The following is a 19,170-nucleotide window of genomic DNA, read 5'->3' on the forward strand; positions in this document are numbered from 1 at the left end:
GGTGAATGATCTATTCCAATATTACTCTATTGAGAGACCAGACAATGATATATCAAAATGCTAGGCTAACGAAAGAAAATCTATAATTGATTGGGTTATTGAAGCCAAGGTGTATATAATTTTTATGTCATATCAATAGGAAACTTTTAAAATGCTGATTGTTTTTTTATGAAGAGATTTCCACTATATTATAAGTTCTTTGAAAAGTGTACAAAATTCCTTTAAAAGGCTTAAATATTTTTATGCAAGCTTTTTTTATAATGTTATACGACTGAAATCATTTAATTTTATCATGATGAGGCTACAAGCTCCAAGAATGAGTATAGAGCAAGTTGAAGCCAAAATAACCCGCCATCCTGCTTTTTTTAATGAACGGATATCAACATTTAATCCTAATGCAGCCATTGAAATAACAGTAAATAACTGGGCGATAAATTTGATAGGATTGAGAGCCGTTTGAGGAATAAGTCCACTTGAACGGACAAGCATCATTATAATAAAACCAATAATAAACCATGGAATAAGGGTATGTAAACGAAAGTGCGTTTGTGACGAGCGACGATAGATGATAGATAGAGTAAAAATAACAGGACCTAACATGAGAACTCGTACCAATTTGATAATTGTTGCAATTTGAACACTGACAAAAGAGACAGATGCTGTTGCCGCTAAAACTTGTGGTACAGCATAAACGACCATGCCTGCTAATACACCATATTGGCTAAATGATAATTTCAAAAGTGGGTGCAAAAAAGGGAGACCTAAAATAATAAGGACCCCTAAAAGAGCAGTAAAAGCAATTGATGCGGCAATATCTTCATGCTTGGCATGGATGACTGGTGCAGTTGCAACAATGGCTGAGTTACCACAAATAGCATTACCACAAGCGACGAGCATCGCTAAATTTTTAGAAAGCCCGAAGAGCCGTCCAATAACAAAACTTAGAAGGATTGTTATAAAGATAATAAATACAATACTTGCAAGTAAACTCCAACCGGCGGAAAGAACAGCATGGATGCTAATGCTTGCACCTAAAAGAACAATAGCAATTTCGAGAAGTGTTTTTGCACAAAAGGTTATACCCTTTTGAAAATATGTTGGCAGAGTAAAACAACAACGTGTAATGGATCCTAAGAGGATTGCTAAAACAAGACTTTCAAGCCACGTCTCTGAGAAAAGTTGTTTTTCTAGGACTTCCAAACCATAGGCTAAAGCAGAGATAAGCACACATATGAGGATACCTGGAGCCCAATTATTAAGAAATGAAAGTTTTCGCTTAAGCACTTTAATATTTCCTCCCTCAAAAGAAATAAATAATAGAAAAACAAGATTTAAAGATTTGTTCTTGCTTGTAAAGCTGCTGTTAAAGTTCCATCATCAAGATAATCCAGTTCACCTCCTACAGGAACCCCATGTGCAAGTCGCGTAATTTTAACTGAAAAATTGGAGAGTTGATCAGTGATATAATGCGCTGTTGTTTGTCCTTCAACGGTGGCATTGACAGCTAAAATAACTTCTGTAATTGTACCTTTTATAACGCGTTGTATTAAGGAAGCGATATTGAGTTCATCAGGCCCTATTCCATCTAAAGGAGAAAGGCGCCCACCTAATATATGATAACGCGCCTCTAAAGCTCTTGCACGTTCAAGAGCCCAAAGATCGGCAATATCTTCGACCACAATAATTGTTGTATCATCACGGCGTGGATCTGTACAAATTGAACACGGGTTCGTTGTATCTACATTTCCGCAAACAGAACAAACACAGACTTTATCTATAGCTTCTTGTATTGCTGCTCCTAAAGGCTCCAGTAATGTTTCTTTCTTTTTGATAAGATGAAGTGCGGCACGACGTGCTGAACGTGGGCCAAAGCCCGGTAATCGCGCAAGAATCTGAATAAGGCGCTCAATTTCAGGACCTGCAATGTGTTTAGACATTTTTTGTTCCACAAGGAAGAGATAAGATCTAATTCATTAGAAAGGAAGCTTAAAATTTGGTGGGAGTGGTAGCCCTGCTGTCATACTTTTAGTTTTTTCTTCCATAGCTATTTCAATTTTTGTCCTCGCCTCATTATAGGCCGCCATAATTAGATCTTCAAGAATTTCAGTTTCTTCAGGTTTGAGTAAGGAAGGATCAATTTCGATTGCTGTTATGATATTTTTTCCATTTAAAGTGACACTGACAAGCCCGCCACCAGCGGTACCAATTACTTGTAGATTTGCCATTTCTTCTTGAATCTTCTGCATTTTTTCTTGCATTTCTTTGGCTTTTTTCATCATACTCATCATATCACGCATTGGAAGAGGTATCCTTATTCATCATTGATATTATCTTTATGTTTAAAGGTATTGGGGAGTAAATCAAGATCGTTTTCTTGATTATTTAGGCGAATATCGACAATTTTTGCTTCAGGAAAGTGGTTGAGAATTTTAGCGATATCAGGATCAGCTTCTGCATTGGAAAAAAGTGTTTTTTGAACGGCCATACTTTCTTCCTGTAAAGTTGGTCCTCCTCCTTCATTGACAAAGGTGACAGACAAGTGCTTTTTTGTCCATTGAGATAACATTTTTTTTATATCATGCGCGACTGAAAAGGGGGCAGCTTCAGAAATCCTTAAAGTGATATGTCCTGGTTCAAAGGAAACAGGGTGAACGAATTCTTTAATAAGCAGTTTAAAATGGATATCATTATGCTGTTCTGCTAATTTAATAATATCGTGTAATGAGTTAATAATAATAGTTTTTTCTCTAGAATGTTTTTCTGCTTTTTGTATGGAAACGAGCGGTAAATTTTTAATCTCTTCAGAAGAGGAAACAGATTGAGAAGTTTCAAGAATTTCTGTTTTTTCAAGAGAAGGAGTATTTTGCGGTTTTTGAATCTTCAGTGATTGTTGTGCGTGTAAAGAGTTATCTAATTGGTTTTCTAAGGATGTTTGAAAATTTGGAGATACTTGAGAGTTTGGTTGGTTTGTTGATAGGTTTGCAATATGTTCTGAAGAATGGGTAGTTGTGACGTTTATTGTATTATTTACATGAGTGGGATCTTGATGAGAAGAACTTGGAACGATTGTGAGAGGTGTTGTCTCTTGTGAAAGCTTTTTTAAAGCTTCATCAAGGGTGGGGAGGTTAGCAGTATGAGTAAGACGAATGATCAGCATTTCAGCTGCTTGAAGTGGCTGTGCAGTTTGGCCAACTTCCTGTAAGCCTTTGAGTAACATTTGCCAGTTTCTGGACAGTACGGGAATAGAAAGTTTTTTTGAAAAATCTAAGCTTCTTAAACTCTGATCTTCAGTTAGTGAGAAATCTTCTACAATTTCTGGTGTAAAACGTAAACGTGTTACGAGATGATTAAAATCGGCCAATTCTGTTAGTATCGTGAAAGGATCAGCACCTGAATCATATTGGCTACGTAATTCATGCAAAGCACTGACAACATTACCTTTCATGATAAATTCAAAGAGGTCAATAATACGAGCTTGATCAGCTAATCCAAGCATGGTACGCATAGCACAAGCACTTACATTTCCATTGCTATGCGCGATCGCTTGATCAAAAATGGACAATGCATCGCGCACAGAACCTTCAGCAGCGCGAGCAATCATAGAGAGTGCTTGATCTTCTACTTCTACATCTTCAAGTTTTGCAATTTTGCGCAAATGCGTAGTCAAGGTTTTTGATTCGATACGTCGTAGATCAAAACGCTGACAACGTGACAGAATTGTAATAGGAACTTTGCGAATTTCTGTCGTTGCAAAAATGAATTTTACATGTGGCGGCGGTTCTTCAAGTGTTTTCAACAAACCGTTAAAAGCTTGCGTTGAAAGCATATGCACTTCATCAATAATATAAACTTTATAACGTGCGGAAACAGGGCGATAACGTATTTGCTCAATAATTTCACGAATATCATCAATACCTGTATGGGAAGCTGCATCCATTTCTATAACATCGATGTGGCGGCCTTCAATAATTTGTGTGCAATGTTCTCCTAGTTTATTTAATGCGGTTGTTGGTTGGTCAATATCTTTTGTTTTATAATTAAGCGCACGTGCCAAAATACGTGCTGTTGTTGTTTTACCTACTCCGCGAATTCCTGTGAGTATCCATGCTTGTGCGATACGTCCTTTTTCAAAGGCATTCGTGAGGGTACGCACCATTGCTTCTTGACCAATGAGATCAGAAAAGTTTTGAGGTCGATATTTGCGAGCAAGAACGCGATAGGCTGTCTCTACCGGCATATTTTCCATAGATGCTTCCAATTTCGAAATTCTCTTATGCGCATGGAAAGAATTACAAATTAATATTGCACTCTCATATAAAAGAATTTTTTCTTAATCAATTTATTTTTTAAAAGACAAGATTACGCGCTTAAAGACAGCTGAATCCTTTTATTTGCTACATACGCAACGTCGCTTTGAAAATTAAAGATACTCTTCTGAAAATGATAAAAATCTCTTCAGTAAGAGAGGAGGCTGGTACAGTGACCCGTACCAGAACTCGTTGGGGCTGCTTCTTTCCAGACCTGACCCGGTTGGCGAGCAGTTCGTCCACCACCAACCTCCCGCATTTAATATGGTCGATTTAAAATCAAAAATCAAGCTTAGAAACGAACGATAGTGTATAAACAACCAAACACTTTTCCGCTAAATTTAATTTATTCTATTATGGCTAACCAATAGGTTGAGAATTTATCAATTTTGAGTGGGTACAAACAAAATATAACGTAAAAAAGCGGCTCATTGGCTTAAATTATAGAGTATATTCTTTGTTCAAGAATGACATTAATGATGAAAATACAAAGCAACTTAATTTACCAAAGTATAAAATACACATTAAAAATAGAGCATCGTAGAGTATTCAGTACACTTTAAAAAAGGCTTATGAGAATACTTGAATAAGTCTACACAAAGATTGAGATGATACAGAAATATAATTAATCATAATCTCCCGTATCACAATTTTTTCCAATAACTTTTTCCTGTGTAATATTTTTAAAAATATAATATCCTGATGAAGGGAAGCAGATATGAAGAGATTTTACATTTTTTAGTATAAAGGTCTTATTTTCTTTATCATGGATTATTTTATTGTCATCATCAGCTGTAATTTTTAATTTATTTAAATCAGCAAGGTTAGAGTATGATAAAGTAAAGGATACTTTCTTGGGTTTAAATCGATTACAAGCATACTCAACACCTTGATGAATCTCATCTGATGAGCCAATTGTAACACTCTCATCTGCTGCAAAGGTCCATTTTCTCTCACCAAACCCAGCAAATGCACCACTAGAGTAAAGTAAAATATGAGCAGTTAATAATCCTTGTACAAAATTTTTTTTCATTATTTGGCCTTTTTATGCTAAAATATCGCTAATTATAGAAGCCTTTTATAAAGATAAGAATAAATTTAACGTAATAAATAGGCTTATTGCTTTTATATGTACGATGCTCGATCTTTTTGAGCTGGATAAATGCCAATAATACGAAATTCAGCGGAAAAGAAAGCGAGTTCTTCTAAGGCGTGTTGCATCATAATGTCTTCAGGGTGTCCTTCAATGTCAACGAAAAACTGTGTAGCATTAAAATTTCCACCAATCTGATAACTTTCTAATTTTGTCATATTAATACCATTTGTAGCAAAACCTCCCATTGCCTTATAAAGAGCAGCTGGAACATTGCGTATGCGAAAAAGAAGACTCGTGATAATTTTTTCGCCATTTTGGGGTTTTGGCACATGTCGTTGAGAACGGGAAAGGATGACAAAACGTGTAATATTGCGAGGATTATCTTCAACGTTTTTTTCAAGAATATCAAGTCCATAAAGTTTTGCAGCAACGAGAGGGGCTAAAGCTGCTTGTGAACGTTTTGCATTTTTTTTGATAAACTTTGCAGCACCAGCTGTATCAGCAAAAGTAACAGGTTTCCAACCATTTTTACGTATAATTTTACGGCATTGCGCCAGCGCATGTATATGGCTGTAGACGGTTTTAATCTCATGATGTTTTACACCGGGTAAAACCATTAATTGAAAATGGATAGGTAAAAAATACTCATCAATAATATAAAGCGATGACTGTGGTAAAAGGTGGTGAATATCAGCAACACGACCAGCCAAAGTATTTTCAATAGGAATCATAGCAAGATCAGCTTGTCCTTTTTCTACTAGGTTAAGAGCATCTTCAAAAGTAGCAGAAGGGATAGCATCCATATGGGGAAACATATTAGAGCAAGCAATATGGGAATTGGCACCGAATTCTCCTTGAAAAGAGATTTTATTGGTATTTTCAGGTATTTTCATGCTAAAATCTTACGTACTTTTTCAAGGTCACGTTGCGTATCAACTCCTAAGGGAATTGTATCAATTATTTCTACATCAATACGTATATTATGCTCTAATGCACGTAATTGTTCAAGTCTTTCACGTTTTTCGAGTGGGGAAGGTTTGTAAGCTACAAATTGCTCAAGCGCTTTGCGTCGATAGGCGTATATCCCAATATGATGATAGAGAGGACCATCCCCATAAGGCGCTGTGGCGCGGGTGAAATAAAGAGCGTGCAGGCGGTTTTGAGAGAGCGGTGTACCAATAATTTTCACGACATTTGGATCGTTTTTTTCATCTTCCTCAATAATTTTGGCACCTAAAGTTGCAATATCAGTTAAATCATTTTCTAGAGGATGCAATGTACTGATAATTTCACTAGGTGTAATTGTTGGGAGATCTCCTTGGATATTCAAGATAGTATTGTAGCGTTGTTCAGGATCAAGACGTGTTAAAGCTTCATAAATACGATCAGATCCAGATTTATGATCGCCAGATGTGATAATACATTCATATCCATAAGTTGTAACAGTTTTAGCAATATCATTATGATCTGTTGCAACAATTACACGCCCTATTGCAGCTTTTTTTGCTTGTTCTACAACGTGAACAATCATTGGTTTTCCAGAAATTTCTGCAAGAGCTTTTTTAGGAAGACGGGTTGATCCCATACGGGCGGGAATAAGAATAATAGGTTCAAGAGCCATTGAAAGTTCCAAGTGCGGTGTGTTCTGCATTTATCATGTTGTGTGTTATACGAAAAAAGCTTAAACTGAAAGTCGTAATGAAAATATGAACGTTTGAGTTTTTATGAATCGCTCGACAATCCTTTATTTTATTTTTGCATGTGTATTTGTGCTGGTTATTTTTGTAGGAATTTCTACACTCAGTAATAGGCTTTATGATACGCCTGTATCAATTAAATCTTCTGATAAAGTTACAAAAAATAACGTGATTAAAGAAGAACAGCAAATGCAGGATAGTTCTTTATCATTAAATGAACGCCTTCAGCAAGGTGACCTTGAAAATGGACGTAAGATTTTTCACCAATGTGCTTTATGCCATACCTCTGGGCGCAATGAATCAGGACGTGTTGGCCCAGTTCTTTGGGAGATAGTCAATCGTCCTTTGGCATCAACGCAAGGTTTTGCATATTCACGAGCTTTACGTGCACATTCTGATCAAAGATGGGATTTTGTAACCTTAGATCGTTATGTACACTCTCCACAGAAGACATTTCCAGGAACAATTATGTCTTTTCGTGGGATTAAAAATGCTCAAGATCGCGCTGATCTTTTGCTTTACTTACGCAGTTTATCTGATCATCCTGTTCCTTTACCAACAGATAATAATAAGCCAGATTAAGCGATAGCAAAAGAGAAAATACTTAAAAACAGGTATAAAGGTTTTTATGTATTTATTGGAATTATGTAATTTTATCAAAAGCAATTGTTATTGAGAAACCAATTTAAAAATTGATGTTATGTTTGTGCCATTAAGAATCTTTAACGCTCTCATACAGAGATAAATTTTATTCTAAATTGCAAAAAAGCTTTTTATTGCTTTGATGGCTGTTGCATGTGCTCATTCAAATTCTACTTTACTATACTTCATGAATTATCATCTTGTTTATAGTATTATCAGGTGTAATCGACTGTTTATTTGATCTTTTAAACAATATCCTATGGGTTATCTGTTGATGAGGTATGATTTAAGAACTGTTCAGGTATTTACATATAAAATGGTCGTTATGTACAATGAAGAAATAGTTAAAGATAATTTGCAGACTCTATTTTTATTCCTAAAATTCTTATACAGAAATTTTGCTATCTGCTGTATTTATGTGCGAATCTGATCGCTTATAAGTGACGATTTGAAATTGTGCTAATAATCCATAATAGAGAAGAATTTTTCCTACTAAGGGTTCACCGATATTTGTGATGAGTTTAAGAGCTTCCATTGCTTGTAATGTTCCGATAACACCGGGTAAGATACCGATAATTCCAATTTCAGCACATGTTGGAATAGTACCTAAAGCAGGGGGGTTAGGGAATAAGTCGCGATAATGAGGATTATTGTCTTTATAAGGCATAAGTACTGTAAGTGAGCCATTAAAACGTTCTACAGCACCACTTATGAGAGGTTTTTGGCACTGTGCAGCATGATCAGCAAGCAGATAACGTGTAGCAAAGTTATCACTTCCATCAATAATGATGTGGTAGGCGTTAAGAAGTTTATCCACATTACTTTTTTCTAAATGTTGGGTATGTTTCTCAACTATAATATGAGGGTTTATTGCTTTTATAGTGGTTTCAGCACTGTCAGTTTTGTTTTGGTTTAGAGCATTTGTTTTATGAATAACTTGGCGTTGTAAATTAGAAAGTGAAACGATGTCATTATCAATAATTCCAAGCGTTCCAACACCTGCAGCTGCTAAATAAGTTAGAACAGGAGCACCAAGACCACCTGCGCCAACAACAAGTACACGTGCTGCTTTCAGTTTTTGTTGTCCCGCTCCACCAATTTCAGGCAAAGTGATGTGGCGTGCGTAGCGTTTGATTTCCTCATTGCTTAATTGTATATTGTTTTCTTGTATCATGAGCTTTCTCTTGTCATAGTTTTTTATTGTTTACTAACCTTATAGCACATAGGTTCATTTACTTTTCGTATAAGGGAGTTTTTATTCATGAAAATTGCTATTCAGATGGATCATATTTCAACACTTCGGATTCAAGGAGATACAACATTTGCACTTGCTTTAGCAGCACAAGAACGCGGTCACTCTCTTTTCCATTATACACCAGATCATCTTTCCATGTACGATGGTAATATAATTGCACGAGTAGAGCCTTTGACTGTGCGTGATGAAGAGGGGAATCATTATCAATTAGGCAAGTCTTTTCGCACACAGTTGATAGATATGGATGTGGTTCTTTTACGCCAAGATCCCCCTTTTGATCTCAATTATATTACCACAACGCATTTATTAGAGCGCATTCATCCTAAAACGCTTGTTGTAAATGATCCAGCATGGGTGCGTAATAGTCCAGAGAAAATTTTTGTAACTGAATTTTCTGATTTAATGCCAGAGACATTAATTACAAAAGATATTGAAGAAATAAAAGATTTTAGAGCTACATTTGGTGATATTATTGTAAAACCACTTTACGGAAATGGGGGGGCAGGTGTTTTTTATTTGAAAAAAGATGATCATAATCTAGCATCGCTTTTGGAAATGTTTGCACAAATGTATCGCGAACCTTTTATTATTCAGCGCTATTTAGATGCTGTACGCAAAGGAGATAAACGGATTATTTTGCTTGATGGTAAAGTTGTTGGGGCCATTAATAGGGTTGCTGCAGAAACGGATATTCGCTCCAATATGCATATTGGAGGTCACGCAGAAAATATTGATTTAACAGACCACGATTATAAGATTTGCAAGCGTATTGGTCCGGCTTTACGAGAACGTGGTCTTTTGCTTGTAGGGATTGATGTGATTGGAGATTATATAACAGAAATCAATGTGACATCTCCTACTGGGATTCGTGAAATTAAATACTTTGGTGGTGCGGATATTGCGCATCTTTTTTGGGATGTCGTTGAATGCAAGCGCTCAAATTAAATATATTGATAAAAAGCGCAACCATGATTTTTCAAAAAATTATTAATATTGCTTTTTTTATATTTTTTATGTTGCCAATATGAATTACAATTAAAACTATGCATAAGTATAAATAAGAGACTTTGATTCATATTTTAAGGAGTTCTAGATGAATAAATTGTTATCAGTTGGGGTGGGACTGATTTTTGCGGTATTGTTGTCAGTAAATATGAGCAATGCGCGTGATCAAATTCAGATGACAGGTTCATCTACAGTTTTACCTTATCAAAAGATTGTTGCTGAGATATTTGGAGAAACTTATCCCCATTTTAAAGTTCCCGTTATTGAGTCAGGTGGTACAGGAGCTGGTATTAAGGAGTTTTGTCGTGGTATTGGGGAAAATGCAATTGATATCGTTAATGCATCGCGAGCAATGAAGCCTAGTGAATTACAGTCTTGTTTTGATGCTGGTGTAAAAGATGTCGAGGAAATCCGTATTGGATATGATGGCATTGTTTTTGCAACAGATATTGATGGGCCTGATTGGAAATTACAACCAGTAGATGTTTATAGAGCACTTGCTGCACATGTTGTTGTTAATGGCAAATTAGAGCCTAATACAACTGTGAAGTGGAAAGAGATTAATAATACTCTTCCTGATTGGGTGATAGCAGCTTATATTCCTGGAGAAAAACATGGAACGCGTGAAGTTTTTGAAGAAAAAGTTCTTTTAGCAGGTTGTAAGGACAGTGGCGCTGTTGAGGAGATGAAGTCTTCGGGGATGGATGATAAAGCAATACATGCAGCATGTATTGCTGTACGTAAGGATGGAAAGGCTATTGATATTGATGGAGATTATTCTGAAACATTGGCACGTTTGACTTCTAATAAAACAGGTATTGGTGTTTTTGGTTTATCCTTTTATGAAAATAATGCTGATAAGCTCAAAGTTGCAGATATGAATGGTTTTACGCCAACCGTTGAGACAATTTCGAGTGGTGAATATCCAGTTTCTCGACCACTTTTCTTTTATGTTAAAAAAATGCATTTAGATATCATTCCAGGATTGCGCGAATATGTTGATTTTTTTCTTTCTGATCAAATAATTGGTCCCAATGGTCCATTGGCTGAATATGGTTTGGTTGTTGCTTCTGAAAAGGAGCGTCAGGCACAACGTTCTGCTTTTTCTGCAGGTAGAGTAATGACTTTAAAATAATTTTCTAAATTTGCAGTGTAGAAATTTTTTACACTGCTTTTTTGTAAAAATTGAAAGACAATATGCGCATTTCCTACGTTATTTTTTTGTTATTAGCTCTTGGTTTTGTTGGTTTTTGTATTTCTTATATGCGGGCTCGCACTCTTGAATATATGCAATATAAGATGCATTCTCGTGCGTATTATTATGGTTGGTGGACATTTTTAATCACCATTATTCCAGCTCTTATTTTTTTATTTTTTTGGGAGAGTGTGAGTACAATTTATTTAGAATACAACGCTATGCGAGAAATAAGTGCATATAGTGCACGCGTTGGAGAGGTTATAAACCATGACCTTATTTGGGGAACTCTTCGCAGTCTCATTAAATCTATTCATTATTTTGAAGGAAATATGGCGACTGCTTCGTATGAAGATGTGCGAACGCAGTTATTAACTAAGGGATTTATTTTACCACATGAAGTACCAAATGATGTATTAAAGATAGCGAAATCATGGGCTATTTCTTCTGAAAAGTTGCAATTTATTGGTCAATGTTTTCTTTTTATTATTGCTTTTTGTGGTTGTATCTTTGGAGTTGTACAAGTAGCACCACGTCGACGTGCGCGCAATAAAGTTGAGTACGTAATCATTATTGGCTTGGTTTGTGCGTCTATAGTCGCGGTTTTGACGACAGCAGGTATTGTGCTTTCTATGTTTTTTCAGACAGTAAATTTTTTTAAGTCTGTATCTTTTTCAAATTTCTTTTTTGGAACAGTTTGGGATCCGCGTTTTTCTGCTAGTGGCTCAGGTACTGAAGTAGGGCAGTTTGGTTTGATACCATTATTTGCTGGTACACTTTATATTGCATTTGTAGCGATGCTTTTTGCTGTTCCTATAGGATTGTTTTCAGCTCTTTATATGGCTGAATATGCTTCTGCACGATTACGATCAATAGTGAAACCATTACTGGAGGTTCTTGCTGGTATTCCTACCATTGTTTATGGTTTTTTCGCTTTAAAGGTTGTCGGGCCGTTTTTACGTGATCTTTCTATTTCTCTTTCTGGTGGTAGCGGTTTTATTATGGCTCAAAGTGTTTTAACAGCTGGAACAGTAATGGGGATTATGCTGATACCTTTTGTTTCTTCTTTATCTGATGATGTTATTACGGCTGTTCCACGCTTTTTGCGTGAAGGATCTTATGGTTTGGGAGCAACGCAATCTGAAACGATTAAAAAAGTTGTTATACCAGCTGCACTTCCGGGAATTATGGGAGCAATTTTATTGACAGCATCACGCGCAATTGGAGAAACAATGATTGTGGTTTTAGCAGCGGGGGTTGCGGCAAATTTAACACTGAATCCTTTTGAAGCAATGACGACGATGACAGTTAAGATTGTTAATCAATTAACGGGTGACTTTGAATTTAATTCTCCCCAAACTCTTGTTGCTTTTGCTTTGGGCATGACACTCTTTATTGTAACGCTCTTTATGAATATTCTGGCACTTTACATCGTGCGTAAATATCGGGAACAATATGAATGAGTGAAGATATTCTTTTGCATCGTCGTAATATTGGACTTAAGCGCCGATATTGGGCTGAGCGTCGTTTTCGTGCCTATGGCCTAATTGCTATTTTTATTGGGTTATTTTTTTTGTTGGCCCTTTTATGGTCTATACTGAGTCAAGGATATACAGCTTTTTTTCAAAGTGAAATGACGCTATCGGTTTATCTGGATGAAAAGGTTATTGATCCAAGTGGCCAACGTGAGAAAAGTCCACAGATATTAATCACTGCTAATTATCCGCTTCTTGTACGGAATGCTTTGGCAACAAAGCTTGGTATAGATCAAAAAGATAAGGCGTTATTACGAGATGTTAACCGCATGTTTTCAAAGAGTGTGCGTGTTCAATTACGTAAGATGGTGACAAAGAATCCAAAATTGATTGGAACAACGCAAACAATCAAAGTTTTAGCGGCAGCAGATATTGATTCTGCTTATAAGGGACAGATTGATTTGCGTGTAGAAGAAAAAAAACGCAAAGTTTCAGATCGTCAGATAGAATGGATGAAACGTTTATCACATGATGGTGTACTTTATAAAACATTTAATTTTGGTTTTTTTACATTTGGTGCTTCCAGCCGTCCTGAAACTGCCGGATTAGCTGTTGCAATGATTGGTTCTTTTTATATGATTGTCATAGTTTTAGTAATTTCTCTACCACTAGGCATAGCAGCGGCTCTCTATTTAGAAGAATATGCACGTAAAAATAAGTTTACAGATTTTATTGAGGTAAATATCAATAATCTTGCGGCAGTTCCTTCAATTGTTTTTGGTCTTTTAGGGCTTGCAGTTTTTATTAATTTCTTTGGATTACCGCGTTCAGCCTCTGTTGTTGGTGGGCTTGTCTTGGCCCTTATGACATTACCTACTATCATTATTGCAACCCGTTCCGCTTTACGGGCTGTTCCTCTTTCTATTCGTGCAGCAGCTTTAGGCTTGGGAGCCTCAAAAACACAAATGGTTTTTCATCATGTTGTTCCTTTAGCGGCTCCTGGTATTTTGACAGGTACAATTATTGGTGTAGCGCAAGCATTGGGTGAAACTGCACCTTTGCTTTTAATTGGAATGGTTGCTTTTGTTGCAAATATTCCTACAACGCCTATGGATCCCGCTACAGCTCTACCCGTACAAATTTTTATGTGGGCCGGTGAAGCAGAACGCGCTTTTGTTGAAAAGACATCGGGCGCTATCATCGTATTAATGTTTTTTCTTGCTATCATGAACATTTCGGCTGTTTTTTTACGCCGAAGATTTGAACGACGCAAATAATATCAAAAAAGTTTATATCCGAAAATAAGGTGAATTCTATAATGAAAATTAAAATGCGTGGTCAGGATGTAAAGGTTTCTTACGGAGATAAAGAAGCCATTCATGGAATTACGCTTGATATTCCTGAACATCAAGTTACGGCTTTAATTGGTCCTTCAGGTTGCGGAAAATCGACTTTTTTACGTTGCTTTAATCGCATGAATGATACGATTGAAGGTGCAAAAATAACAGGACTGATTACCTTAGATGGAGAAGATATTTATGACTCGCGTCTTGATGTTGTAGAATTGCGTGCACGTGTTGGGATGGTTTTTCAAAGGCCTAGTCCTTTTCCAAAATCTATTTTTGACAATGTTGCTTATGGACCACGTATTCATGGTTTAGTAAAATCGCGTGCTGAATTGCATGATGTGGTTGAAAAAAGTTTGAGGCAGGCAGGTTTATTTGAAGAAGTAAAAGATCGTCTTCATGAGGCAGGAACAAGTTTATCAGGAGGGCAACAGCAGCGCTTATGTATTGCACGCGCTATTGCGGTCAGTCCTGAAGTTATTTTAATGGATGAGCCCTGTTCAGCTCTTGATCCTATTGCTACAGCACGTATTGAAGAACTTATAGATGCATTACGAAAAAATTATACAATTGTTATTGTAACGCACTCAATGCAGCAAGCCGCACGTGTTTCTCAATATACGGCTATGTTTCATTTGGGGCATTTGGTAGAAGTTGGTGCAACGGAAATGATATTTACTTCACCAAAAGAACAACGTACGCAAGATTATATTACGGGGCGTTTTGGATAAGCGAATGAGGAGTATAAGATATGTCTATGAATCATATTGTTCGCTCTTATGATGCAGAATTAAAATATTTGGAAGCAAAGATTATGGAAATGGGTGATCATGCGGAAAGAATGATTGAACGTTCTGTAACATCGATTGTGCGTAATGATCTTCAGCTTGCAACGGCAGTGATTACTGATGATTTATTTTTAGATGAGGTAGAACGCGACATTGATGAAAAAGCGATTACCATTATTTGTAAACGCCAACCGATGGCTGTTGATCTGCGTGAAATTGTTGGGGCTATTCGTATTTCTTCTGATCTTGAGCGGATTGGGGATATGGCTAAAAATATTGCGAAGCGGACAGTCGCTCTTTCAGAAATACGCCAACCCGCATCTTTTTATTGTGGGCTTGAAACAATTACAACTTTGGCACTTAATCAGTTAAAAGAAGTATTAAGTGCTTATACAGTCCGTTTATTGGATCGGGTTGATGCAGTACGTGAGCGTGATGGTAAAATTGATGCGCTATATACCTCTCTTTTTCGAGAGCTTTTAACGTATATGATGGAAGATATGCGTAATATTACGGTTTGTACACATTTGCTTTTTTGCATAAAAAATATTGAACGCATTGGTGATCATGTTACCAATATTGCTGAGACGGTACATTATATCATAACGGGTTCCCATATGTCTTTTGAACGTCCTCGCGATGATCTTACATACAAGGTTGGGGTAGATGAAAAAAAATAGATTAAGTTTTTTGCATTTGCGTAAAAAATTATATTCTTAAAGAAAAGAAGTGTTAAACACTCAATTTATGATAGAGCTATGAGATAAGTATGGTCTATGCATTATTAGTAAAAGTCGTAAAGCAAAAAGATCTTGAAAGATAATATTCTGGATTTTGTTTTTACTTTTTTGTATAGTTTAGAGGGAGTTTATTATTTATGCTTTGATTGGGGGATAATATTTCTTAATTATTTTTAAAGTTCATTATGAAAGGCATATTTGTGCTAGCGGCTTTATGTTAACACGGATAATTTGAGGTTCTTAGTCTTGTCTCTATTCTTTTAAAAGATTGTAGTGGTATTGGATTGCAGTACAAATGAAAAATGAAGTTTAGCTACTAGCAATATCAAAATTACTTTTTAAAAAATTAAGATTTTTTTATGTTTTATTCGCATAAATGTTTTTTTATTACGCATTGTGTTAAAATTTTACGAAGTGGTAAGGATTAGCTATGTATTTGTATTGAAGATACATTTACAGTTCATTCAAATTTTGAATATTTCAAGCCATGGGGAATCTGTTGCATAAGATGAAAAAGAAATTTTTGACGGTTTTGATAACTTTTTTTATAGTACCGTTGGTTATTGTGGGGTGTGCTACAAATCAGTTTGGTGCTAGAAAAGTAAATAATAACAAAAAAACAGTAATGTATCCATTAACCGAACGCCAATGTCTTATGCGTGCAATGTATTTTGAATCAAATCGCACAAGTCGAGAAGGGATGATTGCAGTTGGTACGGTTGTTATGAATCGTGTTAATTCAAGTGCTTATCCGAAGACAATTTGTGGTGTTGTTGGTCAGTATAAGCAGTTTGCACCTGGTGTTTTAACACGTCCTATGAAAGAACCAGCATCTGTTGCACGTGTGAAAGAAGCTGCTGATGCTGTTTTACGCGGTGAACGCGATAAGAAAGTAAGAAACGCTAAGTTTTTTCATACTGCTGGTTTATCTTTTCCTTATAAAAATATGCACTATGTTCGTGTTGCAGGAGGTAATGCCTTTTATGAAAAACGATCACGTGATGGATTACTTCAGATTCCTTCGAATAATCGTCCTTATGATGTTGCTTATGCCTTTGCACAAGAGCGCTCTGGAAACGTGCCAAGTTTTGTAGATACAGGTTCCGTGAATGAGAAAATGAAAGCTGAAAATAGACAAAATACATCTTCTTCTATACAGATGGCGAAGACGAAAATGAAAGATAAGACATCTTTTGCTATGGTACAGCTTGATAAAGTTCCTATTCCCACCTATGCTCCTTACCGTATAGATAATCAAAAGGGGAAAAACGAATCAATTATGGCTTATACGATGCCCTCATCTGATCAGTTACATGCAGTTGTTGCAATGTTAGAAGAGCGACACAGAATCCGATAGTTTTGTTATCATCTCCGACCATTTTTTATAATTATTAAGAAGGGTATTGGTCATGCACTTTGATATTCATGAAGAAATTTCGCCTGAAATGCTTAATAGGCTTGCAGAAATTACGGTAAAAGTAGGGCTGAACTTACAAGAAGGACAAGATCTTGTTTTAACGGCTCCAGTTTCGGCATTACCATTTGTTCGGCGTATTGCATATCATGCCTATAAGGTTGGCGCTGGTGTGATTACACCGCTTTTTAGTGATGATATGTTATCGCTTACGCGTTTTGAAAATGCACATAGTGCTAGTTTTGATTGTGCTCCTTCTTGGCTTTATGAAGGAATGGCAAAGGCTTTTGAAAATGGAGCAGCGCGTTTAGCGGTCGTTGGTGATAATCCTATGCTGCTTTCTAATCAGGATTTTAATAAGGTTGCGCGTTTGAATAAAGCCACTTCAATGGCTTATCAGCCAGCTCTTAAACAAATATCAAATTTTGCTATTAATTGGTCGATTGTTTCTTATCCAACAGCAGGGTGGGCTACAGCGATATTCCCTTCTTTGCCACTCAATGAGGCAGTGAAAAAATTAGCTGATGCAATTTTTGCGGCGTCACGTGTTACAGACGAGGATGCAGTACATGCATGGACTGTCCATAATGCGACTTTGAAGCAACGGTCTTCTTGGCTTAATGAGCAGTGTTTTTCTGCTTTGCATTTTACAGGTCCAGGAACTGATTTAATGGTTGGTTTGGCGGATGATCATGAATGGCAGGGTGGTGCATCGATTGCCCAAAATGGTGTTATCTGTAATCCTAATATTCCAACAGAAGAAGTTTTTACGACTCCTCATGCTTATAAGGTTGAAGGTTTTGTTCGTTCGACGAAGCCTCTTTCTCATCAAGGGGCATTGATTGATAATATTGAGATGCGTTTTGAAGCCGGACGTGTTGTTGATGCCCGTGCTTCAAAGGGACAAGAAGTTTTACAACAAGTTTTGCAAAGTGATGAGGGTGCAAGCCGATTAGGTGAAGTTGCTCTTGTTCCGCATTCTTCACCAATTTCTAAAAGTGATCTTCTTTTTTATAATACATTATTTGATGAAAATGCAGCATGTCATATTGCCTTAGGACAATGTTATTCCAAGTGTTTTTTAAATGGGGGATCGTTGACAGCAGAAGAGATTGCGGCACGCGGTGGTAATAAAAGTATTATTCATATTGATTGGATGATTGGATCAGGTGAAATCGATATAGATGGTATTAAGCAGGATGGTACGAAAATTCCAGTATTTCGTAAAGGTGAATGGGCTTAAATAATTATTTTTTAATAGCATTTTGTTGGAAAATGCATTATTATTAGGACGATAGATGCCTGAGCTTCCTGAAGTAGAAACGGTGCGTCGTGGGCTTGAGCCTGTTGTTACGGGTGGAAAAATACTATCGGTAACACTTAATCGGGGAGATTTGCGATTTCCTTTCCCAGAGGCGTTTGCTGAACGGCTTATAGGAAGAAGACTTATAAAAGTTGATAGGCGTGCAAAATATTTGTTATTTCATCTTTCGCAGAATGAAACGATTTTAAGCCATTTAGGCATGTCAGGATCGTGGCGTATAGAGAGTAATCCTTTAAGGAAAACATCTTCTAGAACCAAGAAATTTGTTCAGCATGACCACTTTATCATGAATATTCAAGCAAAGGATGGCAAAGTTTATCATCTGACTTATAATGATGTTCGTCGTTTTGGGTTTATGCTTTTAGTGGCTACAGGTAAGCTTTATGAGCATCCGCTTTTAAAGAAGTTAGGACTTGAGCCTATAAGTAATGCATTTTCTGGTTGCTATTTAAAAAAGGCTTTTGCTAATAAGAAAATATCTCTGAAGGGTGTTTTGCTTGATCAGTCAATTGTTGCAGGTCTTGGGAATATTTATGTTTGCGAAGCGCTTTGGCGTAGTGGTTTGTTGCCACAGCGTGCTGCATTTACATTATCATCAGAAACTGCATATGGATGCGAATGGGCCAATTCTTTAGCACAGAATATACGTAATGTAATTTTAGAAGCAATTGTATCTGGTGGATCTTCCTTACGTGATTATATGCATGTAGATGGCTCACTTGGTTATTTTCAACATACTTTTTCCGTTTATGGACGAGAGGGAAAGGCATGTTTGCAATGTAGAACGCCTATTGTACGTATTGTGCAGTCTGGACGTTCAAGCTTTTATTGCCCACAATGCCAAAAATGAATAAGCTCTCTTGCAAAATCCTACGAGAGGCTTAAA

At 36.6% G+C, this 19,170-nt stretch carries 18 protein-coding genes and 1 other RNA gene; 10 read left to right on the forward strand and 9 right to left on the reverse strand.

Annotated features, from left to right (window positions below):
• Positions 1-255: 255 nt before the first annotated feature.
• The 8 genes from K3248_RS02520 to K3248_RS02555 all read right to left on the reverse strand — a co-directional run bounded on the left by K3248_RS02520 (position 256) and on the right by K3248_RS02555 (position 7,024).
• Positions 256-1,284 carry a YeiH family protein gene (locus K3248_RS02520; protein WP_220716788.1) on the reverse strand — a complete coding sequence of 343 codons (1,029 nt, stop codon included), beginning with the start codon at positions 1,282-1,284 and terminating at the stop codon, positions 256-258.
• Between the two features lie 47 nt (positions 1,285-1,331).
• Positions 1,332-1,937 carry a recombination mediator RecR gene (gene recR / locus K3248_RS02525; RefSeq protein WP_220716789.1) on the reverse strand — a complete coding sequence of 202 codons (606 nt, stop codon included), beginning with the start codon at positions 1,935-1,937 and terminating at the stop codon, positions 1,332-1,334.
• A gap of 36 nt (positions 1,938-1,973) precedes the next feature.
• The gene (locus K3248_RS02530) at positions 1,974-2,297 is read right to left on the reverse strand and encodes a YbaB/EbfC family nucleoid-associated protein (RefSeq protein ID WP_220716790.1); all 324 of its coding nucleotides are present in this window, start codon (positions 2,295-2,297) and stop codon (positions 1,974-1,976) included.
• Between the two features lie 14 nt (positions 2,298-2,311).
• Positions 2,312-4,246, reverse strand: coding sequence for a DNA polymerase III subunit gamma/tau (locus K3248_RS02535; protein WP_220716791.1), 1,935 nt, complete (start codon positions 4,244-4,246; stop codon positions 2,312-2,314).
• 217 nt (positions 4,247-4,463) lie between these two features.
• An RNA gene (ffs, locus tag K3248_RS02540) (signal recognition particle sRNA small type) lies at positions 4,464-4,561 on the reverse strand.
• A 371-nt stretch (positions 4,562-4,932) separates the two neighbouring features.
• The gene (locus K3248_RS02545; RefSeq protein WP_220716792.1) at positions 4,933-5,340 is read right to left on the reverse strand and encodes a hypothetical protein; all 408 of its coding nucleotides are present in this window, start codon (positions 5,338-5,340) and stop codon (positions 4,933-4,935) included.
• Positions 5,341-5,432: 92 nt separating this feature from the next.
• Positions 5,433-6,296, reverse strand: coding sequence for a prephenate dehydratase (locus K3248_RS02550; RefSeq protein ID WP_220716793.1), 864 nt, complete (start codon positions 6,294-6,296; stop codon positions 5,433-5,435).
• The gene (locus K3248_RS02555; protein ID WP_220716794.1) at positions 6,293-7,024 is read right to left on the reverse strand and encodes a 3-deoxy-manno-octulosonate cytidylyltransferase; all 732 of its coding nucleotides are present in this window, start codon (positions 7,022-7,024) and stop codon (positions 6,293-6,295) included. The genes K3248_RS02550 and K3248_RS02555 overlap by 4 nt, the downstream gene beginning before the upstream one ends.
• Before the next feature lie 103 nt (positions 7,025-7,127).
• Between K3248_RS02555 and K3248_RS02560 the strand changes: the two genes are divergently transcribed.
• The gene (locus K3248_RS02560; RefSeq protein WP_220716795.1) at positions 7,128-7,682 is read left to right on the forward strand and encodes a c-type cytochrome; all 555 of its coding nucleotides are present in this window, start codon (positions 7,128-7,130) and stop codon (positions 7,680-7,682) included.
• A gap of 445 nt (positions 7,683-8,127) precedes the next feature.
• Here K3248_RS02560 and K3248_RS02565 read toward each other — a convergent pair whose 3' ends face one another.
• Positions 8,128-8,916, reverse strand: coding sequence for a molybdopterin-synthase adenylyltransferase MoeB (locus K3248_RS02565; protein WP_220716796.1), 789 nt, complete (start codon positions 8,914-8,916; stop codon positions 8,128-8,130).
• A gap of 87 nt (positions 8,917-9,003) precedes the next feature.
• Here K3248_RS02565 and gshB point away from each other — a divergent pair, with 87 nt between their 5' ends.
• The 9 genes from gshB (at position 9,004) to mutM (ending at position 19,134) form a co-directional block, all read left to right on the forward strand.
• Entirely contained in the window at positions 9,004-9,942 is a 939-nt protein-coding gene (gene gshB / locus K3248_RS02570) for a glutathione synthase (protein ID WP_220716797.1), read from the forward strand.
• 148 nt (positions 9,943-10,090) lie between these two features.
• Positions 10,091-11,137 carry a substrate-binding domain-containing protein gene (locus tag K3248_RS02575; protein ID WP_220716798.1) on the forward strand — a complete coding sequence of 349 codons (1,047 nt, stop codon included), beginning with the start codon at positions 10,091-10,093 and terminating at the stop codon, positions 11,135-11,137.
• A 62-nt stretch (positions 11,138-11,199) separates the two neighbouring features.
• Positions 11,200-12,660: a phosphate ABC transporter permease subunit PstC gene (gene pstC / locus K3248_RS02580; protein ID WP_220716799.1), complete on the forward strand. Its 1,461-nt coding sequence runs from the start codon at positions 11,200-11,202 to the stop codon at positions 12,658-12,660.
• Complete coding sequence (pstA, locus tag K3248_RS02585) at positions 12,657-13,949, forward strand: phosphate ABC transporter permease PstA (protein WP_220716800.1); 1,293 nt, start codon at positions 12,657-12,659, stop codon at positions 13,947-13,949. Before pstC ends, pstA begins: the two co-directional genes overlap by 4 nt.
• A gap of 41 nt (positions 13,950-13,990) precedes the next feature.
• On the forward strand, positions 13,991-14,749 hold the full coding sequence (gene pstB / locus K3248_RS02590; RefSeq protein ID WP_220716801.1) for a phosphate ABC transporter ATP-binding protein PstB: 759 nt from the start codon (positions 13,991-13,993) through the stop codon (positions 14,747-14,749).
• 20 nt (positions 14,750-14,769) lie between these two features.
• Complete coding sequence (gene phoU / locus K3248_RS02595; protein WP_220716802.1) at positions 14,770-15,486, forward strand: phosphate signaling complex protein PhoU; 717 nt, start codon at positions 14,770-14,772, stop codon at positions 15,484-15,486.
• Between the two features lie 568 nt (positions 15,487-16,054).
• Complete coding sequence (locus tag K3248_RS02600) at positions 16,055-16,903, forward strand: cell wall hydrolase (protein WP_220716803.1); 849 nt, start codon at positions 16,055-16,057, stop codon at positions 16,901-16,903.
• Positions 16,904-16,955: 52 nt separating this feature from the next.
• On the forward strand, positions 16,956-18,203 hold the full coding sequence (locus tag K3248_RS02605) for an aminopeptidase (RefSeq protein ID WP_220716804.1): 1,248 nt from the start codon (positions 16,956-16,958) through the stop codon (positions 18,201-18,203).
• Positions 18,204-18,258: 55 nt separating this feature from the next.
• Positions 18,259-19,134, forward strand: a complete 876-nt coding sequence (mutM, locus tag K3248_RS02610) for a bifunctional DNA-formamidopyrimidine glycosylase/DNA-(apurinic or apyrimidinic site) lyase (protein WP_220716805.1) — start codon at positions 18,259-18,261, stop codon at positions 19,132-19,134.
• Positions 19,135-19,170 lie beyond the last annotated feature (36 nt).

The organism is Bartonella raoultii (assembly GCF_019659805.1).
Classification (GTDB): Bacteria; Pseudomonadota; Alphaproteobacteria; order Rhizobiales; family Rhizobiaceae; genus Bartonella; species Bartonella raoultii.

What these genes read in the sequence shown, in the direction of transcription:
- recR (WP_220716789.1), bottom strand. Translation starts at nt 1,937, where the DNA reads ATGTCTAAACACATTGCAGGTCCTGAAATTGAGCGCCTTATTCAGATT.
- K3248_RS02530 (WP_220716790.1), bottom strand. Translation starts at nt 2,297, where the DNA reads ATGCGTGATATGATGAGTATGATGAAAAAAGCCAAAGAAATGCAAGAA.
- K3248_RS02535 (WP_220716791.1), bottom strand. Translation starts at nt 4,246, where the DNA reads ATGGAAAATATGCCGGTAGAGACAGCCTATCGCGTTCTTGCTCGCAAA.
- K3248_RS02545 (WP_220716792.1), bottom strand. Translation starts at nt 5,340, where the DNA reads ATGAAAAAAAATTTTGTACAAGGATTATTAACTGCTCATATTTTACTT.
- K3248_RS02550 (WP_220716793.1), bottom strand. Translation starts at nt 6,296, where the DNA reads ATGAAAATACCTGAAAATACCAATAAAATCTCTTTTCAAGGAGAATTC.
- K3248_RS02555 (WP_220716794.1), bottom strand. Translation starts at nt 7,024, where the DNA reads ATGGCTCTTGAACCTATTATTCTTATTCCCGCCCGTATGGGATCAACC.
- K3248_RS02560 (WP_220716795.1), top strand. Translation starts at nt 7,128, where the DNA reads ATGAATCGCTCGACAATCCTTTATTTTATTTTTGCATGTGTATTTGTG.
- K3248_RS02565 (WP_220716796.1), bottom strand. Translation starts at nt 8,916, where the DNA reads ATGATACAAGAAAACAATATACAATTAAGCAATGAGGAAATCAAACGC.
- gshB (WP_220716797.1), top strand. Translation starts at nt 9,004, where the DNA reads ATGAAAATTGCTATTCAGATGGATCATATTTCAACACTTCGGATTCAA.
- K3248_RS02575 (WP_220716798.1), top strand. Translation starts at nt 10,091, where the DNA reads ATGAATAAATTGTTATCAGTTGGGGTGGGACTGATTTTTGCGGTATTG.
- pstC (WP_220716799.1), top strand. Translation starts at nt 11,200, where the DNA reads ATGCGCATTTCCTACGTTATTTTTTTGTTATTAGCTCTTGGTTTTGTT.
- pstA (WP_220716800.1), top strand. Translation starts at nt 12,657, where the DNA reads ATGAGTGAAGATATTCTTTTGCATCGTCGTAATATTGGACTTAAGCGC.
- pstB (WP_220716801.1), top strand. Translation starts at nt 13,991, where the DNA reads ATGAAAATTAAAATGCGTGGTCAGGATGTAAAGGTTTCTTACGGAGAT.
- phoU (WP_220716802.1), top strand. Translation starts at nt 14,770, where the DNA reads ATGTCTATGAATCATATTGTTCGCTCTTATGATGCAGAATTAAAATAT.
- K3248_RS02600 (WP_220716803.1), top strand. Translation starts at nt 16,055, where the DNA reads ATGAAAAAGAAATTTTTGACGGTTTTGATAACTTTTTTTATAGTACCG.
- K3248_RS02605 (WP_220716804.1), top strand. Translation starts at nt 16,956, where the DNA reads ATGCACTTTGATATTCATGAAGAAATTTCGCCTGAAATGCTTAATAGG.
- mutM (WP_220716805.1), top strand. Translation starts at nt 18,259, where the DNA reads ATGCCTGAGCTTCCTGAAGTAGAAACGGTGCGTCGTGGGCTTGAGCCT.